Source organism: Micromonospora noduli, from assembly GCF_003264475.1.
Taxonomy (GTDB): Bacteria; Actinomycetota; Actinomycetes; order Mycobacteriales; family Micromonosporaceae; genus Micromonospora; species Micromonospora noduli.
The window spans coordinates 188,385-212,671 of record NZ_PYAC01000041.1 but is presented as its reverse complement, the minus strand read 5'-3'; the positions used below and the strand labels follow the sequence as shown (position 1 = coordinate 212,671).

22 protein-coding genes are annotated in these 24,287 nt (G+C 72.4%); 6 read left to right on the top strand and 16 right to left on the bottom strand.

What is annotated here, in order from left to right:
* Positions 1-158 precede the first annotated feature (158 nt).
* Complete coding sequence (locus tag MED15_RS28465) at positions 159-713, top strand: arsenate reductase/protein-tyrosine-phosphatase family protein (protein WP_112587092.1); 555 nt, start codon at positions 159-161, stop codon at positions 711-713.
* Here MED15_RS28465 and MED15_RS28460 read toward each other — a convergent pair.
* Entirely contained in the window at positions 694-2,172 is a 1,479-nt protein-coding gene (locus MED15_RS28460; RefSeq protein ID WP_244220624.1) for a tyrosine-protein kinase domain-containing protein, read from the bottom strand. The genes MED15_RS28465 and MED15_RS28460 overlap by 20 nt on opposite strands.
* A gap of 323 nt (positions 2,173-2,495) precedes the next feature.
* Here MED15_RS28460 and nhaA point away from each other — a divergent pair, with 323 nt between their 5' ends.
* Positions 2,496-3,854 (top strand): Na+/H+ antiporter NhaA, encoded by a 1,359-nt coding sequence (gene nhaA / locus MED15_RS28455; RefSeq protein ID WP_112587860.1) that lies wholly within the window; start codon positions 2,496-2,498, stop codon positions 3,852-3,854.
* A gap of 103 nt (positions 3,855-3,957) precedes the next feature.
* Here nhaA and MED15_RS28450 read toward each other — a convergent pair whose 3' ends face one another.
* The 10 genes from MED15_RS28450 to MED15_RS28405 all read right to left on the bottom strand — a co-directional run bounded on the left by MED15_RS28450 (position 3,958) and on the right by MED15_RS28405 (position 11,835).
* Positions 3,958-4,155, bottom strand: coding sequence for a hypothetical protein (locus MED15_RS28450; RefSeq protein WP_112587094.1), 198 nt, complete (start codon positions 4,153-4,155; stop codon positions 3,958-3,960).
* A 4-nt stretch (positions 4,156-4,159) separates the two neighbouring features.
* Positions 4,160-4,483, bottom strand: a complete 324-nt coding sequence (locus MED15_RS28445) for a hypothetical protein (protein ID WP_112737403.1) — start codon at positions 4,481-4,483, stop codon at positions 4,160-4,162.
* On the bottom strand, positions 4,480-4,842 hold the full coding sequence (locus tag MED15_RS28440) for a DUF1622 domain-containing protein (protein WP_112587098.1): 363 nt from the start codon (positions 4,840-4,842) through the stop codon (positions 4,480-4,482). The genes MED15_RS28445 and MED15_RS28440 overlap by 4 nt, the downstream gene beginning before the upstream one ends.
* 39 nt (positions 4,843-4,881) lie before the next feature.
* Positions 4,882-5,469, bottom strand: a complete 588-nt coding sequence (locus MED15_RS28435; RefSeq protein WP_112587100.1) for a TMEM165/GDT1 family protein — start codon at positions 5,467-5,469, stop codon at positions 4,882-4,884.
* 217 nt (positions 5,470-5,686) lie between these two features.
* A complete protein-coding gene (egtD, locus tag MED15_RS28430) occupies positions 5,687-6,652 on the bottom strand; it encodes an L-histidine N(alpha)-methyltransferase (protein ID WP_112700345.1) in 966 nt (321 codons plus the stop codon).
* A complete protein-coding gene (gene egtC, locus MED15_RS28425; protein WP_112731903.1) occupies positions 6,649-7,449 on the bottom strand; it encodes an ergothioneine biosynthesis protein EgtC in 801 nt (266 codons plus the stop codon). Before egtC ends, egtD begins: the two co-directional genes overlap by 4 nt.
* A gap of 43 nt (positions 7,450-7,492) precedes the next feature.
* On the bottom strand, positions 7,493-8,830 hold the full coding sequence (gene egtB / locus MED15_RS28420) for an ergothioneine biosynthesis protein EgtB (RefSeq protein WP_112731905.1): 1,338 nt from the start codon (positions 8,828-8,830) through the stop codon (positions 7,493-7,495).
* A 140-nt stretch (positions 8,831-8,970) separates the two neighbouring features.
* Positions 8,971-10,206 (bottom strand): ergothioneine biosynthesis glutamate--cysteine ligase EgtA, encoded by a 1,236-nt coding sequence (gene egtA / locus MED15_RS28415; RefSeq protein ID WP_112587108.1) that lies wholly within the window; start codon positions 10,204-10,206, stop codon positions 8,971-8,973.
* A gap of 155 nt (positions 10,207-10,361) precedes the next feature.
* Positions 10,362-11,186 (bottom strand): hypothetical protein, encoded by an 825-nt coding sequence (locus tag MED15_RS28410; RefSeq protein ID WP_112737402.1) that lies wholly within the window; start codon positions 11,184-11,186, stop codon positions 10,362-10,364.
* 16 nt (positions 11,187-11,202) lie between these two features.
* Complete coding sequence (locus MED15_RS28405; RefSeq protein WP_112587112.1) at positions 11,203-11,835, bottom strand: RNA polymerase sigma factor; 633 nt, start codon at positions 11,833-11,835, stop codon at positions 11,203-11,205.
* A gap of 538 nt (positions 11,836-12,373) precedes the next feature.
* Between MED15_RS28405 and MED15_RS28400 the strand changes: the two genes are divergently transcribed.
* Positions 12,374-13,738 carry a serine/threonine-protein kinase gene (locus MED15_RS28400; protein WP_112737401.1) on the top strand — a complete coding sequence of 455 codons (1,365 nt, stop codon included), beginning with the start codon at positions 12,374-12,376 and terminating at the stop codon, positions 13,736-13,738.
* A 125-nt stretch (positions 13,739-13,863) separates the two neighbouring features.
* A complete protein-coding gene (locus tag MED15_RS28395; protein WP_112587116.1) occupies positions 13,864-15,126 on the top strand; it encodes a nucleotide sugar dehydrogenase in 1,263 nt (420 codons plus the stop codon).
* 108 nt (positions 15,127-15,234) lie between these two features.
* Here MED15_RS28395 and MED15_RS28390 read toward each other — a convergent pair whose 3' ends face one another.
* The 4 genes from MED15_RS28390 to MED15_RS28375 form a co-directional block, all read right to left on the bottom strand.
* A complete protein-coding gene (locus MED15_RS28390) occupies positions 15,235-17,709 on the bottom strand; it encodes an ABC transporter permease (protein WP_112737400.1) in 2,475 nt (824 codons plus the stop codon).
* A 147-nt stretch (positions 17,710-17,856) separates the two neighbouring features.
* A complete protein-coding gene (locus MED15_RS28385; protein WP_112587120.1) occupies positions 17,857-18,522 on the bottom strand; it encodes a response regulator in 666 nt (221 codons plus the stop codon).
* A complete protein-coding gene (locus MED15_RS28380; RefSeq protein WP_112737399.1) occupies positions 18,519-19,739 on the bottom strand; it encodes a sensor histidine kinase in 1,221 nt (406 codons plus the stop codon). The genes MED15_RS28385 and MED15_RS28380 overlap by 4 nt, the downstream gene beginning before the upstream one ends.
* Before the next feature lie 47 nt (positions 19,740-19,786).
* A complete protein-coding gene (locus MED15_RS28375) occupies positions 19,787-20,494 on the bottom strand; it encodes a DUF305 domain-containing protein (protein ID WP_112587124.1) in 708 nt (235 codons plus the stop codon).
* Between the two features lie 138 nt (positions 20,495-20,632).
* Between MED15_RS28375 and MED15_RS28370 the strand changes: the two genes are divergently transcribed.
* A complete protein-coding gene (locus tag MED15_RS28370; protein ID WP_112737398.1) occupies positions 20,633-22,081 on the top strand; it encodes an LVIVD repeat-containing protein in 1,449 nt (482 codons plus the stop codon).
* Between the two features lie 156 nt (positions 22,082-22,237).
* Positions 22,238-23,446, top strand: a complete 1,209-nt coding sequence (locus MED15_RS28365) for an ArsB/NhaD family transporter (RefSeq protein ID WP_112737397.1) — start codon at positions 22,238-22,240, stop codon at positions 23,444-23,446.
* Between the two features lie 4 nt (positions 23,447-23,450).
* On the opposite strand, the gene MED15_RS28360 is transcribed toward MED15_RS28365, so the two are convergent.
* Entirely contained in the window at positions 23,451-24,278 is an 828-nt protein-coding gene (locus MED15_RS28360) for a MerR family transcriptional regulator (protein WP_112737396.1), read from the bottom strand.
* Between the last annotated feature and the right edge of the window lie 9 nt (positions 24,279-24,287).

The following is a 24,287-nucleotide window of genomic DNA, read 5'->3' as shown; positions in this document are numbered from 1 at the left end:
CCGTCCCACAGAGATCGCCGGCGGCCGGCGCGGCACCACGACCGGCGCGCGTGCGGCCCGCGTACGATGCCGACAACCCCTCCCCGCGCGGCCACCGGCGTCGACGCACCGCCCTCGCGGTGCGAGCGCCCGTGTCCGTACCGATGAGAGGGGCACCGATGGCTGATCGCGTGTTGTTCGTCTGCCACGCCAACCTGTGCCGGTCACCGATGGCCGAGTACCTGGCCCGTCGGCTGCTGGCCGACCGACCCGTCGAGGTGGCCAGCGCCGGCACCGACGCGATCGACGGGCTGGCCATGCACCCGTACGCCATGGAGGTCGCGACCGAGAACGGCGCGGACCCGGCCACGTTCCGGACCCGTGGGTTGCGGCCCGAGTACCTGGTCGAGGCGACGCTCGTGCTGACCGCGACCCGACGCCAACGCTCGGTCTGCACGGCGTTGACGCCGGGAGCGCTGCACCGGACGTTCACGCTGCGCCAGTTCGGGCGGCTCGCCGCGGCGGCCGAGCCGCCCGCCGACTCGGCCGACGACCCGTTGCGGGCGGCGATCGCCGCCGCCGCCCAGGCCCGGGGACGGCTGCAACCCGCCGCCCCGGACGAGGACGACCTTCGGGACCCGATCGGCGGTACCGCGGCCGACTTCCGACGCTGCGCGGAGGAGATCGAACGGTCGTTGCGACCCCTCGCCGCGCTCATCGGGGCAGCCGGGTGAGTTCCTGGGTGTGGTCGGGGACGCCGTTGACCCCGTCGGCGGTCGCGCTGTGCCGGCCGGACGCGGCCCGGTCGGCCGGCACCGACGCCTCGGGCGTCGAGGCGACCACCCGGTAGGCCTCGTACTGGTACGCCTCGGCCTTGGCCACCTTGGCCATGTTCAGCACACAGCCGAGCAACCGGACCGAGACCGAGTGCAGCGACCGGGCCGCCGCGGCGACCTGGGTCCGCGAGGTACGGCCCTGCTGGGTCACCAGCAGCGCGCCGTCGGCCTGCACGGCCACCACCACGCCGTCGGTCACCGCGAGCAGCGGCGCGGTGTCGATGATCACGATGTCCGCCGACTCGCGCAGCGCCAGCAGCAGGTCCGACATGGCCTTGGAGCCGAGCAGCTCGCTCGGGTTCGGCGGGGCCGACCCGCTGGGCAGCACCAGCAGTGACTTGTCGCCCCAGCGTTGCACGACGTCGCCCACCTTCACGTCGCCGACCAGCACGTCGGTCAGACCGACGCCGGCGTCCAGGCCCAGGTAGTCGTCGACCTTCGGTCGGCGCAGATCCGCGTCGACCAGCAGCACCCGCCAGCCGGCCTCGGCCAGTGCGATGGCCAGGTTGCAGGAGAGCGTGGTCTTGCCCTCGCCCTGCAGGGCGCTGGTCACCGCGATGACCCGGGCCGGCTCGTGGACGTCCACGAAGCGCAGGTTGGTCCGCAGCTTGCGGACCGCCTCGGCGCGCGCCGAGGTCGCGGCGTCGCCCACGATGAGAGGCGCACTGCGGGCGTTGGCCTCGAACGGAATCTCACCGAGCAGCGGGCTGCCGGTGGCGCGTTGCAGGCCGGCGGCGTCGCGGAGTCGGACGTCGGCGACGCCCCGCAGGATCGCCAGACCGATGCCGAGGATCAGGCCGACCAGACCACCGAGGGTGAGGTTGCGGGCCGGCTGTGGCGAGACGGGGTCGGCGCTGACCCGCGGGCCACTGACCACTTCGATCTTGATGGGCGCCTTGCCCTCCGGGGTCGTCTCGACCTTCTGGACGAGCTCGACGAACTTGTTGGCGAGGCTCTCCGTCACGCGCAACGCGCGGGTCTGGTCGGTGTCGGTCACCGACGCCCGCAGCAGAACGGTGCCGGTCTCGGTCGAGGTGCTCACCCTGCGCTGCACCTCGTCCGCGGTGAGGCCGACCGGAGTCTCGGCCACCACGCTCTGCGCCAGCCGATCGCTGCTGAGCAGGTCGGCGTACGACTTGACGCGCTGCTGGAGGAAGAGCCCGCCCTGGTAGGCGTCGCTGACGCCGGTGTTGGGGGTGGTGACGAAGAAGGTCACCGAGGCGACGTACCGGGGTTGGGCCCGTACGGTCAGGAACGCCGAGACGCCGAGAGCCACCATGACCGTGACCAGCGCGACCCACCAGTGCCGACGCACGTGGCGCAATTGGCGGAGCAGGTCCATCAGGAGTGCCCCCATGCCGGTCCGGTTACGGCAAAGAACTTCACGAAAACCCCCAAGGTCGTCTCTAAACTCGTGAAACCATTAAAGCGGCTCATGCGGCTTATGTCCGGAGTTATGTATTTTCCGGCGGCGAGATGTGCGCCCGCATGACCAACCCGACAAACGCCCATTCGGCTGCGGCGACAACGGGGAAAAAGTCGGAGGCCGATCGGATGGCGTCCGATCGGCCCAGCTGTCGCCGCCGACCGCGCCGCCGGATAGGGTCGACAGCGGTGTGCCGGGAAGTCTGGTCGGCGAGTGGATTCCTGCCGTCCCGACTCCTGTAGGTGAGCCCGAAGTTGACCTCCCCCACCCCGCCATCCGGCCCGCGTCCGCCGAAGATCCGGCTGTTCTCCCGATCGTCCTGGCCGCAGGCCCGGCACCTGGCCGACGTGCTGCGTACCGAAACCGTCGGCGGCGCGCTGCTGCTGTTCGGCGCTGTGATCGCGCTGGTTTGGGCCAACTCCCCGTGGTCCGACTCGTACACCCGGCTCGGCGACGTGGTGCCCTGGCCCGGCGCGCCCTGGCACCTCGACCTGGATCTGGCCACCTGGGCGGCGGACGGCCTGCTGGCCATCTTCTTCTTCGTGGTGGGCCTGGAGCTCAAACGGGAGTTCGTCGCCGGTGACCTCCGCGACCCGCGTCGGGCCGCGCTACCGATTGCGGCCGCACTCGGCGGGATGCTGCTGCCGGCGCTGATCTACGTGGCGGTGGTGCTGAGCGCGGGCGGGGACGGCCTGCGCGGGTGGGCCATTCCGACCGCCACCGACATCGCTTTCGCGCTCGCCGTGCTCGCGGTGGTCAGCTCACATCTGCCCCAGGGCCTACGCGCATTCCTGCTCACCCTCGCGGTGGTCGACGACCTGTTCGCGATCACCATCATCGCGATCTTCTACACCGCCGACTTCCAGCCCGTTCCACTGCTCGCCGCGTTGGTGCCGATCGGGCTCTTCGCGGTGCTGGTGCAGCGGGGGCGTACCTGGTGGTGGGCGCTGATCCCCCTCGCGATCGCCGCCTGGACACTGATGCACGCCTCGGGCGTGCACGCCACGGTGGCCGGTGTCCTGCTCGGCTTCACGGTCCCGGTGCTCGCCCGTCGACCGGCGGGCGGCAAGCAGCCGGCCACCGCCAGCGCGGAGGCGGGCGAAGGTGGGCTCGCCGCCCGCCTGGAGCACCGCTGGCGGCCGGTGTCGGCCGGCTTCGCGGTGCCGATCTTCGCCCTCTTCGCCGCCGGGGTCACCCTGCGCGGCACCGACCTGGGCGCCCTGCTGAGCGACCCGATCGTGATCGCCATCGTCGCCGCCCTGGTGTTCGGCAAGACCATCGGCATCTTCGGCTCGACGTACCTGCTGGCCCGGTTCACCCGCGCCGAGCTGGACGAGGACATCACCTGGGCCGACCTGCTCGGGATCGCCCTGCTGGCCGGCGTCGGCTTCACCGTCTCGCTGCTCATCGGCGACCTGGCCTTCGGGGCGGGCAGCACTGCCGACGACCGGGTCAAGGCGGCCGTGCTGCTCGGCTCGGTGATCTCCGCCGGGTTGGCCGCCACGGTGCTCAGCCGCCGCAACACGACGTACCGGAGGGTGGCGGAGAAGGAGCGGCTGGACGCCGACGGGGACGGCGTACCCGACGTCTACCAGCACCCCGACGCCCGCTGAACGCGCCGGTGCGGCCCGGCGAACGCGAAGCGCCGAGGGGCGGTGCGGCGAGCGCGGGTCCGCCGTCGTGCCGCGCCGCCGCACCCACCGCGCGGGCTTGCGCTCAGTGGCGACGATCGGCGGGCGGCAGGTCCTCGGTCTCCTCGACCAGCGCCTCGGCCGCCGGCCCGGTGAGGTCGTCGCCCGGCACCGCCACCGCCTCGACGCGATCCTGCTCATCGGGCTTCCCGCCGGGCGGCGGCTCCGGGGCGGTGGCACCGCCGGCGTAGCCGTACTCGTTCGGTTCGTCGTGCCGGCTCATGTGGTCATCCTCCCGCTTTTCCCGTTTCACCTGTCGAGGCCAACGGTAGGTGGTGATCGTCCTCAGCGCAGCGCGCCGGGGATTGTCGGCCGGACCATGCTGGTGGGCGGCTGAGCGCCACCCCGAGCAGCTGACGCAGGGCGATGATCGATACCGCGCCGGCCAGGCCGTTCCAATCCGGCTCGCCGGCGAGCCGGATCAGACCGGCCGCGGTGAGCAGGTCCAGCAGTATCCGGACGCCGCTGCGCACCGCCCCGGTGGTGAGCGTGGTGAGCACCCCGGCGAGCAGCGCCAGGGCGGTGACCGCCGTGACCAGGGTGGCCGTCACGGTCGACGCTCCCCCTCGGCCACCTGACGCTGCTCCTGCCGGATCTCGCGGCCCAGGAAGTAGTTCAACGCCGTTCGGATCGTCGCGATGGCGGCCAGTTGGCCGATCTGCGTGAACGACGGGGACACCGCCGTACGCAGCACGTCGGCCGCCAGCTGGAATTCCAGGCCGAGAGTCAGAAAGCGGCCCAGCGAGAGCCGGATCGGCGTGAAGCGGGCGGCGCTGCGGTGTCGCAGCCCCTCGACCACGAACCGCACCGCCGCCCACACCGCGCCAACGAAGATCACCAGCGCGCCGGCCACCTCCACCACGGCAACCAGCACCTGGTCGCCCTGGCGCAACAACTCGGCCGGCTCCACCCCGGGCCGTTACCCGCCCACGCTGCGGCTAGTCGGCGCTCAGGTCAGCTCGTTCACCGCCTCCAGGATCAGCCAGAGACCGGAGATGGCGAAGAGGATCGCGGCACCGTACCTGATGGTCTTCTCCGGCAGCCGCCGACCGAGCATCCGGCCGACCAGGATGGCCAGCGCATCCGCGGCCACCATGCCGATGGTGGAGCCGAGCCAGGTGCCGAACCAGCCGTACTTGGTGGCGAGCGTGATCGTGGCGAGCATCGTCTTGTCGCCCAGCTCGGCGAGGAAGAACGCCACCGACACCGCCACGATCGCGGTCTTGCTGGTCTTCTCCGCCTTGCGCTTCTCCTCCTCGGTGAGCTTGTCCCCGCGGAGCGTCCACGCGCCGAACCCGAGGAACGCCACACCGGCCACCAGGGAGATCCACTCGGTTGGCAGCACCGCCCCGAGACCCACGCCGATGGCGACCGACGCCAGGTGCACCACCGCGGTGGCGACCGTGATGCCGATCAGCACCGGGATCGGTTTGAACCGCGTGGCGAAGGTCAGCGCCATCAGCTGGGACTTGTCCCCCAGCTCGGCGACGAAGATGACGCCGAAGCTGATGACCAGCGCGGCGAAAAATCCCTCCATGACGTCCTTCCCATTCACGCCGGGAGGAGGTACAGGGGCGCCCTCGACCCGGCTGCAACAGCCTGAGTCGAAGGTCTCGCCCGCCCCGAGGGAACCGGGGCCGCGTGGCCGGATGCGGAACGCACCAGTATGTCGACCACGACATTGGGGGCTACTCCCCTTCGCGTGATCAGCCTATCGGATCACCGCCCGGCCCGGCCGCGCCGGGTGAACGGGCTCACCGCGCCCGCGCCAGCGTCACGCCGAAGAGCCCGTCCGGGTCGGTCCAGAACTCCGCCGTGGCGAAGCCGGCCGAGGCCAGCTCGGCGGCGACCCCCTCCCGGTGGAACTTTGCCGAAACCTCGGTACGCAGCTCCTCCCCCGCCGCGAAATCGACTGTCAGCCCCAGCACCCGCACGCTCATCGGCCGGGTCGCCCGCAACCGCATCTCGATCCACTCGTGGTCCGGATCCCAGACGGCGACGTGCTCGAAGGCGGCCGGGTCGAAGTCGGCGCCCAACTCCCGATTGATCACGTGCAGCACGTTGCGGTTGAACTCGGCGGTGACCCCGGCGGCGTCGTCGTACGCCGGCACGATCACCGACGGGTCCTTCACCAGGTCCGTGCCGACCAACAACCAGTCGCCGACCTCCAGCGCGGCGCGCATCGCCGTCAGGAACTCGGCCCGCTCGGCGGGCAACAGGTTGCCGATGGTGCCGCCGAGAAACACCACCAACCGCCGACCGCCGGTCGGCAGCCGGTCCAGCTGCCGGGTGAAGTCCCCCACGATGCCCCGAACCCGCAGGCGGGGATAGTCGGCCGCGATCTGGGCGGTGGACCCGCGCAGCGCACTGACCGACACATCCAGGGGGACGAACGTGCCCAGCCCACCCCGGCGGGTGAAGGCGTCCAGCAACAGCCGGGTCTTCTCCGACGAACCGGAGCCCAACTCGATGAGCGTCTTGGCCCCGGTCAGCGCCGCGATGTCGGGAGCGTGCGCCTCCAGCACGGCCCGCTCGGCCCGGGTCGGGTAGTACTCAGGCAGTCGGGTGATCTCCTCGAAGAGTTCGCTGCCCCGGGCGTCGTAGAACCACTTCGGCGGCAGCCACTTACGGCCGGCGCTCAGCCCGGCCCGGACGTCGTCACGCAGGCCACGCTCCAGGTCACCCTCTTCGAGGTAGATCTCCAGGGGTTCCGCGGTCATCGGTTCGCTCCTTTCGTTCGATCAACCGTTGCGTGCCTGCTCGGCGCGCCCACCGGGGCCGGCAGTGGACGTATCCGCACCTCACCCGCGGTGGCGACGACGAGGTGCCCCTCCGGCACCGACCGCCAACCGGGATCGTCGTCGTGCGGCTCGGAGGCGAGCAGCACCGAACCCGACGTCTCGCGGACCGACAACGCATGCCCCGCCACGCTGGCCACCACCCGGTGCCCATCGGTGAGCAGCAGGTTGAGCCGCGACCCGGGGGCGGCAGCGGCGACGTCGGTCACCGTCCGCCCGACCGCCTCGACCGGGTCGGCGCCAGCGCGCAACCGATGCCGCACCAGCGCCCAGAGCAGCGCCGAGTCGGTGGTGGCGTCCAGAGTGAGCAGGTCACGCACCGGGAGACCGGCGGCGAGCGGCACCACGGCGTCCGGCCAGCCGCGGATCACACCGTTGTGGCTGAACAGCCACCGCCCCTCGGCGAAGGGCGCCGCCGCGCCGTCGAGCACCGCCATCCCGACCGTGGCCGAACGCACCGCCGCCACCACCGCCGCGCTGCGGGTCACCGCCGCCAGTTGGGCGATGGTCGGGTCGCTCCAGATCGGCTGCGCCCGCCGGTACCGCACCGGCTCACCCTCACCCGGGTACCAGCCGACACCGAACCCGTCGGCGTTGATCGTGCCGCCGCCGCGCATGTCACGGGGCGCCCAGGACTGCCGCACCAGCGAGTGCGGAGGGTCGAACAACAGCTCGGCCAGGGTGACCGGCGGCCCCAGGTAGGCCAGGTGGCGACACATCAGCGCCCCCGGCCCGCCGCCGGGCCGCCGGTCGTGCGGCGACTCACCGGTACGACTCGTCCGGTCGCGCGTCCCGGGCGCAGCGGAAACCGCTGAAGATCTGCCGGCGGATCGGATAGTCCCAGTTGCGGAAGGTGCCCCGGCAGGCGGAGCGGTCAGTGCCGAACGAGCCACCGCGCAGCACCCGGTAGTCGCCGCCGAAGAACACCTCCGAATATTCGCGGTACGGGAACGCGGCGAACCCTGGATGCCCGTCGAACGCCGTCGAGGTCCACTCCCAGACATCGCCGATGAGCTGGTGCACACCCAAGGGCGAGGCCCCGGCCGGATACGCGCCCACCGGCGCCGGCCGCAGATGGCGCTGGTCGAGGTTGGCGTGCGTCTCGGTCGGGTCGTCGTCCCCCCAGGGGTAACGACGCGACCGCCCGGTCGTCGGATCCCACCGGGCCGCCTTCTCCCACTCCGCCTCGGTCGGCAGCCGCTTGCCGGCCCACGCCGCGTACGCCTGCGCCTCGTACCAGCACACGTGCACCACCGGCTCGTCGGCGCGGACCCGCGCCCACTGACCGAAGCGCCGATACGACCAGTCGTCGCCGTCGCAACGCCAGTGCATCGGGGCGCTCAGCTGCTCCCGAACCCGATGCTCCCAACCGGCCGCGCTCCACCAGCGCTGCTCGGTGTAGCCGCCGTCGGCGATGAAGGCCAAGTACTGGCCGTTGGTCACCGGGGCGGCGTCGATGACGTACGCCGGGAGGTCGACCCGGTGCGCCGGACGTTCGTTGTCCAACGCCCACGGATCGGTGTCGGTGCCCATGGTGAACTCGCCGGCCGGCACCAGTACCTCCGCGCCGACCTGGACCGACGGCTCGGGCGGCGCCGGAGCGTGCAGCACCGCCGGCCCCGAGCGCAGCTGGTGGGTGGCGAGCATGGTCTCGTCGTGCTGCTGCTCGTGCTGCACGATCATGCCGAAGGCGAACCCGTCGGCGACCAGCGGCCGCTCGGTGAAGGTCACCGCGTCGAGCAGGTCGTGCACCTTGTCCCGAACGGTGGCCAGGTAGGCGCGCGCCTCCGCGGGCGGCAACAGGGGCAGCGCGGGGCGGTCCCGGCGCGGCTGCTTGAACGCGTCGTACAACTCGTCGATGTCACACCGGACCGGCTCCCGGCCGCCGACGTCCCGGACCAACCAGAGCTCCTCCTGGTTACCGACATGGGCAAGGTCCCAGACCAACGGCGACATCAGGGGTGAGTGCTGGCGTGTCAGGTCGGCGTCGTCGACCACCTCGGTCAGCAACGCGGTGCGGGTGCGAGCCCGCGCCAACTCCGCCGCGATGTGGTCGCGCAACTGCTCGCCGTCGACCCGGCCCGCCCGCGAGGCTCGCACAACCGGCTCACTCCTCGCGCTCACTGAGCCGTCCTCCGTTCTCGACTGCGAGGCTCGCACAACCGGCTCACTCCTCGCGCTCACTGAGCCGTCCTCCGTTCGCGGCTGCGCGGGTCGCACAACCGGCTCGCTCCTCGCGCTCACTGGTCTCTCCTCTCTGCGGCTGCCAGCCGCTGGCGTATCCCTCGCCGGATCTCGTCATGGGTGCTGGCCGGCAGCTCCAGTCGGGGCAGGGTGGTCAGGGCCAGGTCGAGCAGGCCCGCCGCGGCGGCGGCCAGCGCCGGGTCGGCCAGGCCGTGCCGGGCGGCGGCCGACCAGCGGTGCGCCACCGGCGTGGCGATCGTGTACGCCTCGCGCACGGTGCCCTGGTCACCGAACAGGGCGGTCAGCACCGCCAGCGGCAGCCGCCAGCCGCGATCGGGTTGGGCGTCCAGGTAGCGCAGCTCCAGGTAGCCGCGCGGCCGCACCGGCGGAAAGAGGGTGCTGACGTGGTAGTCGAGGTCATCGGTGCTGGGCGGTTGTGGCAGCGCGCCGTCGAGCCAGTCGGCGAAGGTCACCCCGGGCGGCGCGGCCCAGTCAGCGCTGTGCCGGCGCAGACAGAGCAGCGGCGCGGCGAGCACGTAGCTGACCCAGGCGTCGGTCGGATCGTCCCCGGCCCGAGAGGGCGACCAGACCGGGCGGGTCCGGGCCGGGTCGATGGCCAGCCAGGCGGCCATCCGGGCGGAGGCCCAACCGGTGCGCCGCCCGGCGTGCCGAGCGGCGGAAGCGAACGCCGCGAGCAGTGGGGGCCCGACCGCGTGGGCCGCGGCCCAGCGGTCAGCGACCTGGTCCGGCTCACCGGCGTCGAGGCAGATCTGCAGGCCTGCGGTGCTGTACATCATCGTGCGGCCGGCCGGGCCGTGGCGGTCGAAGGCTCCGCGCATCGCGCGGTAACGGGGGGTTTCCACCACCGGGCGCGGCCGTCGGTGGGGGTCGATGCCGCTGCTGCCGAGGACCAGCCCGGCGGCGGCCAGCAGGTCGGTGACCTGGGCGATGTCGGCCTCGGTGGCACGGATCAACGCGGCGACCGAGGGGCGGGGCGGGGTGGAGATCTCCAACTGGCCACCCGGCTCCAGGGTGACCATGCCGCCGTGTCGCAGCGGCTCGGCCGGGCTGGTGGCATCCAGCGTGGCGGGGCTGTGCCGCCCCAGCGCCGCCCGCAGCCGCGTCGCGTCGACGGGGCGGGCGGGATCGGCGGCGTCGTGCACGGTCCATTCCAGTTCGACGCCGGTGTGGGTGGGTGGGCCGGTCTTGAAGCAGATCCGGGCGAGGTGTCGGACTGCGGCTGCGGACTCGCGCAGGATGGCGCTGCGGTCCAGGTCGGATGACGTCACCAAGGGTCGGGCCCCCTCTCCGTGCGCCGGGTCCGGCACACCGTGCCACCGTAAACCCACCCACCGACACCGTCGGGGGCGTGCACGGGCCACCAACCTCTGTCTAACAGACGAATTTCCGAAGCAGGGCGGAACAAACCGCTCCAACCGCCGACCGGTCAGCCGCCTACGGAGTGATCAGGTCGCGGCGGTGACGGCGGGGCTTTCCCCGATGGGGACTGCTTGCCCCTCGCCGAATCGGAGGGCGTGACCTTCGCCGGCTCGGACGGCTTCGCCTCGGGTACCAGCCTCTGGCAGTACGCCTCGACCTCGGCGGGGCCGCCGGCGGCGGTCACCAGCTTCTGGAAGGCCGACGTGCGTAGCGCCTTCTCCCGCTGCTCGGGCGCCTTCGCCCGCCACGCGCGGCACTGTCCGTGGATCTGGCCGGCGGTAGTGGGACTGGTCGGCGGCGTGGCGGTGACGGGCGGCGGCGCGCCCGGCGACGGGGCGCCGGGGCCCACCGACCGACCGGGCTCGGCTGACCGGGACACGCCCTGGTGCGGCGAGGGTGACGGGCGCGACGGTGCCGGTGCGACCGGGTCTGGCCCTCGGTCCCGGGTGACCGCGGCGAAGGCGGCCCCCGCGGTGGCGGTAGCTGCGACCGCTCCGATCCAGGCCACCGCGCCGGTGGTCATCCGGCGACGGCGTGGCCGCTGCGGCACTGCCGGCGCCGGGTTGGCCCGGGCGGCCCGGAACGCGGCCACCGCGGCGTCCTCCCCGGCCAACTCGCCCGGGCGAGCGGGGCCGGCCGCCGCGGCGAGCAACGCGGCCACCGGCTCGGCCGGGGGCACGTTCGGGGCGCTCAGGTGCACCCCGGGTGAGTTCGCGTCCACTTCCGTGGGCATGACGGAGGGGCCCTGATCCAGCGTGGCGTCCACCCGGGCAGAGGCCGAGTCGAGCAGCCGCTCGGTGTCGGCGCGGTCGGCCCGCCGGAACGAGTTCATCGGGAGTCCCCTCACGTCAGCCGTCCGCCGGTTCGACGTGCGATGCCCGCAGGGCGGGGCCGCTCCCCGCACGCGGCGGTGGCACCTCCTCGACCCCGACCGACGACTCGGCCGGGCTCTGCCGCTCCAGCAGGACCGCGAGCCGGCGTAGGCCACGGTGAGCGGCGGTCCGCACGGCACCGGCACGGCGGCCCAGCACCCGGCCGGCGGACCCCGCGTCCAGCCCGATCACGGCCCGCAGCAGGACCGCTTCGGCCTCCCGGGGCGGGAGGGTGGCGATCAGCGCGAGGGCGGTCTCGGTACCGATCGTCTCGCTGGCTCGCTCGGCGGTGTCCGCGTCGCTGGCGAGCTCGACGAGCGCCTGCACCGGGACCGGGAGCGAGGGGCGGCGGCGCAGCCGGCGCAGGTGGTCCATCGCGCGGTTACGGGCGATGGTGACCGCCCAGGCCCGAAACTCGCCCCCCGTGAAGCCGGGCAGGTCACGGGAGATCTGGAGCCAGGTCTCGGAGGCGACGTCTTCGGCGTCGCCTCCGACGAGCGCGGTCAGGTACCGCAGCAGCCCGGGCTGGAGGCTGCGGTAGAGAAAGCGGAACGCCTCCTCGTCCCCGGCCTGCGCGGCGGTCACCACCTCCGACAGGTCGGCGGTCATGCGCGCCCCACGCATCGTTCGGGGCGTGTCGGCCCGACCAACCGGGCTGGCGCACGCCACGCGGCACGAGTCGTCCGCCCGATCAGCACCAGCACCGCACCGCCCTCCACCGCTCTGATTGTGCCCGCGACCACGATTGTCCGGGGGGCGTGTCCGGCGGCCAACGCCAGGGTGGTCGATCGGCGCGCTGCCCGCCGAGGTGGCCGGGAGGGCCCGAGCCGGGCTAACGCTAAGAGGGCAGCAACGACCCGACAAGTCGGCCTCGTGTCACGGAAGAGTGACAATTATCAACCCTGCCCGACGGCGCGTCGTCGTAACGGTCAGTACGCAGCAGACGCCCACCACGCCTGTAGGCGGTTTCTTGCCCCCATCGTCGACCCGAGCGACGGAAATAGTCGCTTTTTGTGACACCACACATCCGCAGCGTCACGAAGGGCGAGCGTCCACACAGGTCAGGCCGGATCAGCCACTCTGAACCAGCCACCCGGCGGGCCTGCCACGGCGCGCCGCCCCGCGCCACTCTAGGTACGGTAATGCGGTGTTGTCATCGGAGGTCGTGCTCAGCGGTCGCTACCGCTTGGACGAACGTGTCGCCACGGGCGGCATGGGCGACGTTTGGCGTGCCTCCGACCTGATCCTCGGCCGGCAGGTCGCGGTCAAGGTCCTCCTGCCGGCGCTGGTCTCCGATCCCGATTTCATCGCCCGGTTCCGCGCCGAGGCCCGGATCATGGCGGCGCTGCGGCACCCCGGCATCGTGCAGGTCTTCGACTGCGGTGCGGACGACCTCCCCGACGGCGGGCGGGCGGACTACCTCGTCATGGAGTTCGTCGCCGGCGAGCCGTTGTCCAAGCGGATCGAGGCGGCCGGGCGGCTCGACGTGGCCGAGACGATGTCGATCGTGGCCCAGGCGGCCGCAGCGCTCAACGCGGCGCATCGCGGCGGCATCGTGCACCGCGACGTCAAGCCCAGCAACCTGCTGGTGCAGGAGGACGGCACCGTCGTCCTGGTGGACTTCGGCGTGGCCCGCTCCACCGACATCACCAGCATCACCAGCACCAACGCCGTGCCGGGCACCGCCCTCTACATGGCTCCCGAGCAGGCCGCCGGTCGGCCGGTCAGCGGTGCCACCGACATCTACGCCCTGGGCGCGGTCACCTACTGCTGCCTGACCGGCAGCCCGCCGTTCACCGGTGACAATCCGCTCCAGGTCGCCGTGCGGCACCTGGACGACGAGCCGCCGGAGCTGCCGCACGACATTCCGGAGGCGGTCCGCGCTCTGGTGTCTCGGGCCCTGGCCAAGGATCCGCTTGAGCGGTTCACCAGCGGAGCGGCGATGGCCGAGGCCGCTCGGACGGCGGTCACCGGCGGCGAGCCGCCGACGGCGATGGCCGGGCCGGTCGCGCTGCGCGACGCTGGGCCGGGCACCCGCACGGACGTGCCGGTCGGCGCGGCGGTGGCGGACGGGCGCCAGCGACGGCGGGGTCCGCTGGTCGGCGCGGCGGCGGCCATGCTGGTCGCGCTGGTCGGGCTCGGCGCGGCGCTGGCCGCGACGCGTAACGTCGGCGACGACCCGGCGGTCAATCTGCCGGCCACCTCGCCGACGGTGGCACCGAGCGGCCCCGTCGACCTGCCCGCGGCGAACGAGCAGATCACCAGCGTCGAGCCGGGCCGGCCGGACCGGCCGCACGTCACCGGCAACTCCCCGTCCGCGTCGGTCTCCGCCACGCCGAGCCTGCAGCCGAGCCAGACCGCCAACTCGCCGACGCCGACGGTGGGCGTCACCACGGCGCCGCCCACCAGCGCGGCGCCCACCACGGCCGCGCCGCCGACGACCAGCGCGCCTCCTGATCCACCCGCCACCTCCAGCCCGCCTGTCGATCCCGAGGTGCCGGCGGAAGGTTGAGCCGCGCGCTGTGGCCGACCCCCGTCAGTCCCACCAGCACCGATATCCCCAAAACGGACTTACGGCGCCGAAGACGCCTCTAGGCTCTCAGCAGGCTATTTACACCATCTGCTGCGGGAGCCTGGGTGAGCGCTGAAAAGCTGGTCGTGATCGGTCAGGGGTACGTCGGACTTCCGCTGGCCATGCGGGCCGTCGAGGCGGGGCTCGACGTGGTCGGTCTCGACGTCGACGCCGACCGGGTGAAGCGTCTCGCCTCCGGCGAGTCGTTCGTCGAGGACATTCGGGCCGACCAGCTGGGCCGCGCGTTGGGCAGCGGCCGCTACCACCCCAGCACGGAGTACACCGACGCTGACGGGTTCGACATCTGCGTCATCACGGTACCGACCCCGCTACGCGACGGGACCCCGGACCTGAGCTTCGTCGAGCAGGCCGGAATCGGTATCGGCCCATACGTACGCCCGGGCTGCACGGTGATCCTGGAATCGACCACCTACCCGGGCACCACTGAGGAGCTGCTGCGCCCGCTGTTGGAGTCGGCCAGCGGCCTGACCAGCCCCGGTGACTTCCACCTCGGCTACAGCCCCGAGCGGATCGACCCCGGCAACCCGACGTGGCGACTGGAGAACACCCCGAAGGTCGTCTCCGGTGTGGACCCGGCGGCGTTGGCCCGGGTGGACGAGTTCTACCAGCGCCTCGTGGAACGCACCGTACCGGTGGACTCCACCCGCGTCGCCGAGCTGACCAAGCTGATCGAGAACACCTTCCGCCAGGTCAACATCGCGCTGATCAACGAGCTGACCATGCTCTCGCACCACCTCGACATCGACGTCTGGCAGGCGATCGACGCCGCCTCGACCAAACCGTTCGGCTTCATGCCGTTCCGGCCCGGCCCCGGCGTCGGCGGGCACTGCCTGCCGATCGATCCGTGCTACCTGTCCTGGCAGGTCAAGCGCCGCCTCGGTCGGCAGTTCCGGTTCATCGAGCTGGCCAACGACGTCAACCACGAGATGCCCGAACACGTCGCGCAGCGGATCATGGGAGGGCTGAACCGGGACGGTCGTGCCGTCAGCGGTGCCCGGCTACTGCTGCTCGGTCTGGCGTACAAGAAGAACACCGGCGACATGCGCGACTCCCCCGCCGTGGACGTGGCCCGTCGGTTGCAGGCCCTCGGCGCCGAGGTGCACGCCGTCGAGCCGTACGCCGAGGCGCACCAGATCCCCGCCGGGGTCACAGTGGTCGGGCTCAGCGAGCGTGAGGTGCGTGCGGCCGACGCGGTGGTGGTGGTCACCGACCATGACACCTTCGACTACGACCTCGTGGTCAGGCACGCCCGCTACATCTTCGACACCCGTAACCGGTGCGTCGGCCCGATGGTCGAGCGCCTGTAGACCCGGCACCGCTGGCCGGTCCCGCCGCCGGGGAAGATGGCGGGGCCGGCCGGCGGATGTCCGTCCGGTCACCGGGGGGAGACCCGGCTGGTCCGGACCGCGACCGGCTCACTGGTCGGCGAGCGCCTCGACGACCGGGCGGGACAGCGCTCGGCGGGCCGGCAGCACCGAGGCGAGCAGGGCGGCGAGGACCGCGACACCGAGGATCAGCCCGAGCTGGCCGAGCGGCAGCACCACGTGGAAGTCGCCGCCGAGGCGGTCCAGCAGGGCCATGGTGGACGCGCTGACTCCGGTGCCGAGCCCGACCCCGAGCACCGCGCCGACCAGCGCCATCAGCACCGCCTCGACCGCCAGGACCGCCCGCATCCGCCCTCGGGTGAGCCCGACCGCCCGCAGCACGGCGTTCTCCCTGGTCCGTTCGACCACCGAGAGGCTCAGGGTGTTCGCCACGCCGACCAGGGCGATCACCACGGCCAGACCGAGCAGCGCGGTGACGAAGGCGAGCAGCATGTCCACAGTGCCGGTGAGCATCTTCTTGTAGGCGCCCTGGTCCATCAGGTTCACCGTCGGGTAGCGGCCCAGCACCGCGGTGATCGCGTCGCGGGCGCGCGCGGGGCCCACCCCGGCGGCGGGGTCGATCTCGGCCAGGTAGCCGCGCCGGGCGGGGAAGAGCGCGGTGAAGTCCTGGTCGGACAGGTCGATGACGTGACCCGCTGGCACCTCACCGCTGGGGCTGTCGTCGGTCACCACGGCGGCCACCCGGAACGACCTCCCCCCGACGGTCACCGGGGAGCCGACCTGCCAACCGCGGGCCCGCGCCAACTCGCGGTGCACCAGCACCTGCCCCGGCCCGACCCGCTCGGCGTCGCCGGACAGCACCCCGCTCAGCGTCCGGCCGACCAGCGCCGGGTGGGCCGCGCGGATCTCGACGTCGTCGACGACCGTGCTGCGCTGCTCGTGCACCACACCCAGCTCGGGACGGGAGGCGAGCTCACCGACGAGCGCGGCCGGCAGGTCCTGACCGATTCCGCTGACCACGAAGTCCGTCCCGATCTGGGCGTCCACGCTGCGCTCGATGCCGTCCTTGGTGCTGCGCGCGCCGACCATGAACGCCGAGACCAGTCCGATACCGATCACCAGCGCGGTGGCGGTCGCGGCGACCCGCCGCGGATTGCGCACCGTGTTGCTGACCGCCAGCTCACCGATGGTGCCGAGCACTCGTCGGACCGGCCAGCCGAACACCCGGGCCAGCGCGGGGACGAGCACCGGCCCGAACAGCACAATCCCGAAGAAGGTGAGCACCCCACCGACCGCCACCAGTAGCAGCTGACCGGCGCTGGCGGCGCCGGCCAGCGCGGCCACACCGACGGCGAGGACCACCACGCCGATGCTCAACCGAACCCGACCGGCACCCTGGCTGGGCTGCACCGCGGCGTCGGTGAGCGCGGCCACCGGGGCGATCCGCGTCCCCCGCCAGGCCGGCAGCAGGGCGGCGCACACGGTGAGCCCGGTGCCCAGCAGCAGGCCGGTGAGCACTGTCGAACCGTTCACGGTCAGCCCACCGGTGACCGGCACGTCCAGTCGGGACAGCAGCAGCCGCAATCCGGCGGCGAGGGCCACCCCGAGCAGCACCCCGAGCGCGGAGGCGACAAGCCCCAGCACCGCCGACTCCAGCAGCGTGGACCGGAAGACCTGTCCCCGGGTGGCACCGATCAGGCGCAGCAGCGCGGTCCGTCGGGTGCGCTGGGCCAGCACGATCGCGAAGGTGTTGGCGATCACGAAGCCGGCCACCACGACCGCGACCCCCACGAAGATCAACAGCAGCATGCGGAACTGTTCCACGTTGCGGACCGCGTCCTCCACGGCCTCGTCGAGGATCTGCTGGCGACTCTTCACTGTGGCTTCGGCGCCGGACGCGGCCCGAACCTTCTCGGTCAGCGCCGCGACGTCGGCGCCCGGTCGGGCCGCCACCATGATCCGGCCGTAGCCGCGCTCGCCGGTGAGGGCCAGGGCGTCCGGCCCGACCAGGCCGACGAACGGACCGCCGACGTCGCGGGCGGTGCCCGCCACGTCGACGGTGCCCACCAGGGTGTACGGGCGGGCGGCCCCGCCGGTGGCGCCGATCCGGACCGCCGCGCCGAGCCCGAAGCCCTGCTCGGCCGCCGTCGGCGCGTCGAGCACCACCTCCCCGGCCCGGTCGGGCAACCGGCCGGCCACCACGTCGTACGAGCGCAGCGCGTCCTCGGTGGGGATGGCGACGAGCATGGTGAAGCCGAGCACCGGCCGACCGTCGGCTCCGACGATCCCGGCGGTGTTGGTCAGCTCACCGGCGGCGGCGGCCACCCCGTCGACCGCCCGCACCCGGTCGACCAGTGCCGGGGGCAACACCTCTCGGCCGGCTGAGTAGACCCCCAGGTCGGTGTGGCGGTCGAAGGTGCCGGCCCGCTCGTACGCCCCGGCGCGCATCCCGTCCACGAAGATCATCGTGCCGGCGACGAACGCGACGCCGAGCACGACGGCGAGCGCCGAGAGCAGCATGCGCAGCGCCTCGGCGCGCAGCGAACGCAGGGTCAGGCGGATCATGCGGGGCTCCCGGTGCAGGTGGCGGATCGGACCCCTCCGACGCTATGGCCGGCACCGGTCTGTCGATCTCCACCTGCGCGCTCGACCTGCGTGCGCCCCGGGTCGCGGTGCGCCCTCCGGCCGCTACGACCCAGGTCGTACACGGTGTCATCCGCCGGGCGTGACCAGCCCGCTCTCGTACGCCAGGACCACCGCCTGGACCCGGTCGCGCAGCTGGAGTTTCGCCAGGATCCGCCCGACGTGGGTCTTCACCGTCGCCTCGGCCACATGCACCCGGGCGGCGATCTCCGCGTTGGACAGCCCCTGGGCGACCAGCAGCAGCACCTCCCGTTCTCGTTCGGTGAGCTGCGCGAGTCGAGGGTCGGCGCTCGGGGCGGCGCCGAGCTGCCCGGCGAACCGGTCCAGCAGGCGTCGGGTGATCGACGGAGCCACCACCGAGTCGCCCTGGGCCACCACCCGGATCGCCGCCAGCAGCTCCTCCGGCGGGACGTTCTTGAGCAGGAAACCACTCGCCCCGGCCTGCAACGCCGCGAACGCGTCCGCCTCGGTGTCGAAGGTGGTCAGCACCAGCACCCGAGGGCCACCCTCGGGCCGCTCGGCGCAGAGTCGACGGGTCGCCTCCACCCCGTCCATGGTGGGCATCCGGATGTCCATCACGACCACGTCGGCCTCGGTGCGGGCGAGCACCCGCAGGGCGTCCGCGCCGTCGATCGCCTCCCCGACGACCTCCAGGTCGGGCTGGGATTCCAGCACCATCCGGAAACCGGCGCGGACCAGCGCCTGGTCGTCCACGATCACTACCCGGACCGTCATGCCGCGATCACCTCCGTTGCCGGCTCTGACGGTAGCGGCAGCCGAACCTCGACCTGCCAGCCCCCGGTCAGCCGGGGACCGGCGGTGAGGCTGCCGTCGTACACCGTCACCCGCTCCCGCATGCCGAGCAGGCCGTGACCGCCGGACGGCGCCGGGCTGACCAGCGGGCGGCCGCGGCCGTCGTCGACCACCCGGACCATGACGGCCTCGGCGGTGTACGACAGGACGACCTCGACGCCGGCGCCGACGCCGGCGTGCTTGAGCGCGTTGGTCAACGCCTCCTGCACCACCCGGTAGACGGTCAGCTCCAGGCCCGGCGGCAGGGCCGGTGGCGCACCGGTGACGGTGCTGCGAACGTGCAGACCGGCGTCGTCGAACCGGGCCAGCAGGTCGGGCAGCTCGGCCAGCGCGAGGCGCCGGTGCTCGGGGTCGGCCGCCACCGCCAGCCCGTCGGCACCGTCCGCACCGGCCGGGCCGGCGTCGCGCAGAACGCCGACCAGGCGGCGCATCTCCTCCAGTGCCTGCCGGCCGGTGTCCGCGACCACCTTCACGGCGGTGCGCGCCTGGGCGGGGTCACGGTCAAGCATGAACCGGGCCCCGTCCGCCTGGACGATCATCACGGCCATGCTGTGGGCGACCACGTCGTGCAGCTCACGGGCGATCCGGGTGCGCTCCTCGGCGACCGCCGCCCGGGACTCGGCCTCTCGCTCGCGTTCCAGAGTGCTGGCCCGCTCCTCCAGGCTGAGCACGTAGAGCCGGCGGGTCCGCACGTTCAGCGCGACCAGCCACACCGCCCCGGTGACCAGCGCGTACCACAGCGCGGTCACCCACCACTGGATGACGTTGGGGGTCTGCGCTGCGGCCAGCAGCACGCCGACGGCCGCGACCGCGCCGGCCAGTACACCGTCGCGCAGCCGCCGGCCGTACTTCACCACGCTGTAGAGCGCGATCAGGACGGCCACGTCGTAGATGAGCGGACCCCAGCGGGCGATCACCTGGATCAGGGCGAGCACCGCGACCGCCACCGTCACCGCGCTCGGGTGGGTGCGACGGAACAGCAGCGCCACCGCCATCCCCACGCCGACCGCCGTGGCCGCCCAACCGCCCGGCTGGTTCACCGCCGCGGCCAGGGAGACGAGGACCACCAGCAGAGCGACGGCCACGTCGAAGGCGACGCCGCGCAGCGGGCGACCGAACACTGTGCGTCTCACGGTCACCCAGCGTACGTGCCGGGATGCTCGGGCCTCGCGCCCCGCGCCCGGGCTCAGCCGCCGAGGACCTCGCGCATGCGGTCGATCTCGACGGTCTGCTCGGTGGCGACGGAGTTGGCGAACTCGTTGAGCGTCAGGTCGGAGCCGACCGTGAGCAGGTTGGTGGCCATCTCGATGGCGCCCTGGTGGTGCTCGGTCATCATCCGGACGAAGAGCCGGTCGAAGTCCGCGCCACGGGCCGCGGCGAGCTGTCGCATCGCCTCGGGCGACTGCATGCCGCGCATGGTGCCGTGGTCGTGCCCCTGCACCTCCGCCGGAAGGCCACGGGTCTGCAACCAGCCGCGCATCATGCCCATCTCCGGCCCCTGGCTGGCCCGGATGCGCTCGGCGATGGCCCTGACGTCGGGGTCGGCGGCCCGGTCCGGGGCGAGCTCCGCCATCGCCAGGGCCTGCGCGTGGTGCGGGATCATCATCCGGACGAACCAGACGTCCAGCGAGTTGTGCGGGGCGGGACCGGCGTCGCGGACCTCGTGCGCCGGGCGGGTTGCCGCCGTCTCACCCGGACGGCCGGGCGCGATGACGGTCAGGTCGGTGGGGACGGGGCTGGCCGTGGGCGAGGCGGCGGAGGTGGCGGGCGCGGAGACCGGCTGTGGTGCGCTCGTACCGGTGTCGCCGTCGAGGCGGATCACCATGAACACCACCAGCGGCAACACGAGAGCCAGTGTGACGACCGCCAGGATGCGTGCGCGCCGGTTGGTCATGGGCCACTCCCTGCAGTCGAGGTCACCGCGATGCTATCCATTGAAGAACCCGCTTTCATGTGATCCAGCTCACATCGACGTTCTTCGTCGGGCGGTAACGTGTCAACCATCGTCTCCCCCTTGCGAAGGGCCCCGCCGATGATCAGATTCCACAAGCCACGGTTACGACAACTGCGTGTCGTGGCGCTCGCCACGACCGGCCTCCTCGTCGCCAGCGCCCTCGTCGCCCCGGCGAGCAACGCCCAGACGGTGGCGCAGGCGGCCGAGGCCCCGGCGCTCACCAACACGATCCCCGGCGTCGACGAGATCGTGAGCAGCCCCAACCTGCGCCAGATCGCGAACGTCCCCAAGGTCGCCCCACTGGACGCGACCAACAGCGACATCGCCTTCCAGGGCAGGTACGCGTTCGCCGGCAACTACAACGGCTTCGTCATCTACGACATCTCGCGGCCCAGCGCGCCGACGGTCAAGGCCCGGGTGCTCTGCCCGGGGTCGCAGAACGACATCTCCGTCCACGGTGACCTGCTCTTCCTCTCCACCGACTCGTCGCGCAGCGACGACTCCTGCAACAGCACCACGCAGGGAGCGGACGTGAAGGGCTCGTGGGAGGGCATCAAGGTCTTCGACATCAAGGACAAGGCCAACCCGCGCTACATCAAGTCCGTCGAGACGGCCTGCGGCTCCCACACCCACACCCTGGTGCCGGGCAAGGACCGCAAGGCCATCTACCTGTACGTCTCGTCGTACAGCCCGCGGGCCGAGTTCCCGGACTGCCAGCCGCCGCACGACTCCATCTCCATCATCAAGGTGCCGGTGAAGAAGCCGACCGACGCGGCAGTGGTCGCGACGCCGAACCTCTTCCCGGACGATGGCGGCTTCCCCGGCAGCCCGACCGGCTCGGCGACCACCGGTTGCCACGACATCACCGCCTACCCGTCGAAGGACCTGGCCGCCGGCGCCTGCATGGGTGACGGCATCCTGCTCGACATCAAGAACCGCGAGGCCCCCCGGGTCATCAACCGGGTCCGGGACGAGGTCAACTTCGCGTTCTGGCACTCGGCCACCTTCAACAACTCCGGCACCAAGGTGATCTTCACCGACGAGCTGGGTGGTGGCGGGGCGGCGACCTGCAACGAGACCGTCGGCCCGAACCGCGGCGCGGACGCCATCTACGACATCGCCGGCCGGGGCAACGCCCGGACGATGACCTTCCGTAGCTACTACAAGATCCCCCGGGCGAACGCCAACACCGAGAACTGCGTGGCGCACAACGGCTCGCTGATCCCGGTGCTCGGCAAGGACATCATGGTCCAGGCGTGGTACCAGGGTGGCATCTCGGTGTTCGACTTCACCGACTCGGCCAACCCGAAGGAGATCGCCTTCTGGGAGCGCGGCCCGCTCTCGGCCGACACGTTCGTCGGCGGCGGCACCTGGTCCGCGTACTACTACAACGGCCACATCTACTCCAACGACATGGTGAAGGGCCTGGACGTCCTGGAGCTGAACGACTGGCGTACCTGGTCGGCCAAGCTGACCCGCTACCAGGAGCTCAACGTGCAGACCCAGCCCAGCTACCTGGGCTGGTAGACACCACGCACCGCACCGGGCCCGGCCTCCGATCCTCGGGGGCCGGGCCCGGCCCGTTGCGACGCCAGGCCCGTTCGGGGGCGGGCACGGTGGGGCCCGTCACCAGGACGGGGGTTGCGAACCGGCTGGCCAGGCGCTGTGCCAACGTGAACAGACGTGACAGTTGCCGCCCCGCCCGAACCGGCCACGCGTCGGCGGCCCCACCCCCTGGACCTGGTGGCAGCCGTCCTCGCCGTGGTCGGGGCGGCCTGCGCGCTGAGCGGGCTGCTCCCCCGCGCGGACACCACCGCCACCCTGCACCGGATCCTGCCGCTGCTGCTGTTCCTCGGCACCGTGATCGTGCTCGCCGAGCTGACCGCCGTGGCCGGTGTCTTCGACGTGCTGGCCAGCCGACTGGCCATCGCCTCCCGGGGCAGGTGGGCCGCACTCTTCCTGCTCTGCGGTGGTCTCGCCACGCTGACCACCCTCGTGCTCAACCTCGACACCACCGCCGTGCTGCTCACCCCGGTGCTGCTCGCGCTGGCCCGGAACCTGCGGATCCCCGCCGCCCCGCTCGCCGTCACCACTGTCTGGCTGGCGAACACCGCGAGTCTGCTGCTGCCGGTGTCCAACCTGACCAACCTGCTCGCCGCCGACCGGGTCGGGCTGGCACCCCTGGCGTACGCGGCTCGGATGGCGTTGCCGCAGCTCGCCGCCGTGGCGGTCACCATGGCCCTGCTGTGGTTCGGGTGGTGGCGGCGGGAGCGACCCGCCGGTGGGCGCTTCGTCCCACCGACCCGGCACGTGCCGGCCGACCCGGTGCTGCACCGTACAGCGCTCGCCGGTTGCCTGATCTTCGTCGCCGGCATCCTCGCCGGCGTGGAGATCGAGATCGCCTCCACCGTCGGGCTCGCCCTGGTGCTGGTCGGGTTCCTGGTCCGCTCCCCCGACACGCTGCGCCCGGGTCTGGTCCCGGTGCGCCTGCTGTTCTTCGTCACCGGCCTGTTCCTGGTGGTGCAGACCCTCGGCCGGCACGGGTTGGACGACCTGGTCGGCACCCTGGTCGGCGCCGACGGTGGTGCGCTGGGTGCCCTGCGCGCCGGTGGCACCGGAGCGCTGCTCGCCAACGCGGTGAACAACCTGCCCGCCTACCTGGCCGGCGAGTCGGTACTGCCGACCGGTGACCACACCCGCCTGCTGGCCCTGCTGATCGGCACCAACGTCGGCCCGCTGGCCGCCCCCTGGGCGTCACTGGCCACCCTGCTGTGGTTCGAGCGCTGCCGGGCGGCCGGAGTGGCGGTGCCGCTGACCCGGTTCGTGCTGACCAGCGCCCTGCTCGCGGTCACCGCGACGCTCGCCGCGGTCGGCGCGCTGCTGGTGAGCTGAGCGCTCAGTCGCGGTACACGGCGACCTGAAGTTCGGTGACGCCCTTCTCCGGGGTGTCCGGGCAGTAGTCGAGGTATACCTCCCGGGCGAAGCCGTCGGTGCGGTAGCCGTTCTCCTCGATCCACCGGGCGAGCGCCTGCATGCTCGGCTCGACGTCGTCCATCGCACCGTGATGGATGATCGTCGCAGCGTTGCGCAGCTCCGGCAGGTCGCGGACCGTGACGTCGGGCGCCGCGGACGGCTCGGCGTCGACGAGCACACCGGCGTGTACGACGACAGCGTCGCCGCCCGGGTCCGCGGGCTCGTACCAGGCGATGGCCGGCCCCGTGGGCGTGATTCCGGCGGCGTCGAGCCGGCGGAACAGCTCAGGGTAGAGCGGCTGGATCACCGGGCCGATGTCCTCGCCCTGGTAGCTGGGCGCGACGGCGGTCAGCTCCGCGACGCGAACCGGCGCGATCTCCTTGAGGACGACGTCCTGGGTGGTCATCCGACCCTCCGACTCGATCATTCGGAGCCTCGCCTCGACGGCCGTGAGCCGGGCCGTGTCGGCGGCCAGCTGTTCCGCCAACTGGCTCCGGCGCAGCCGCAGCATGCCACGCAGCTCGGCCACGTCGACGGCGTCGTCGACGATCGCGCGCACCTGTTCGAGGGTGAGGCCCAACTCCTTCAGGGCGATCACCCGGTTGAGCCGGCGCAACTGGTCGGCCCGGTAGAAGCGGTAGCCGGTGTGCGGGTCGACGCTGGCGGGGGGCAGCAGACCGATGCTGTCGTAGTGGCGCAGCATCCGCACCGACACCCGGCCGAGTCTGGCGAATTCTCCGATGGTGAACATGGTCCCCTC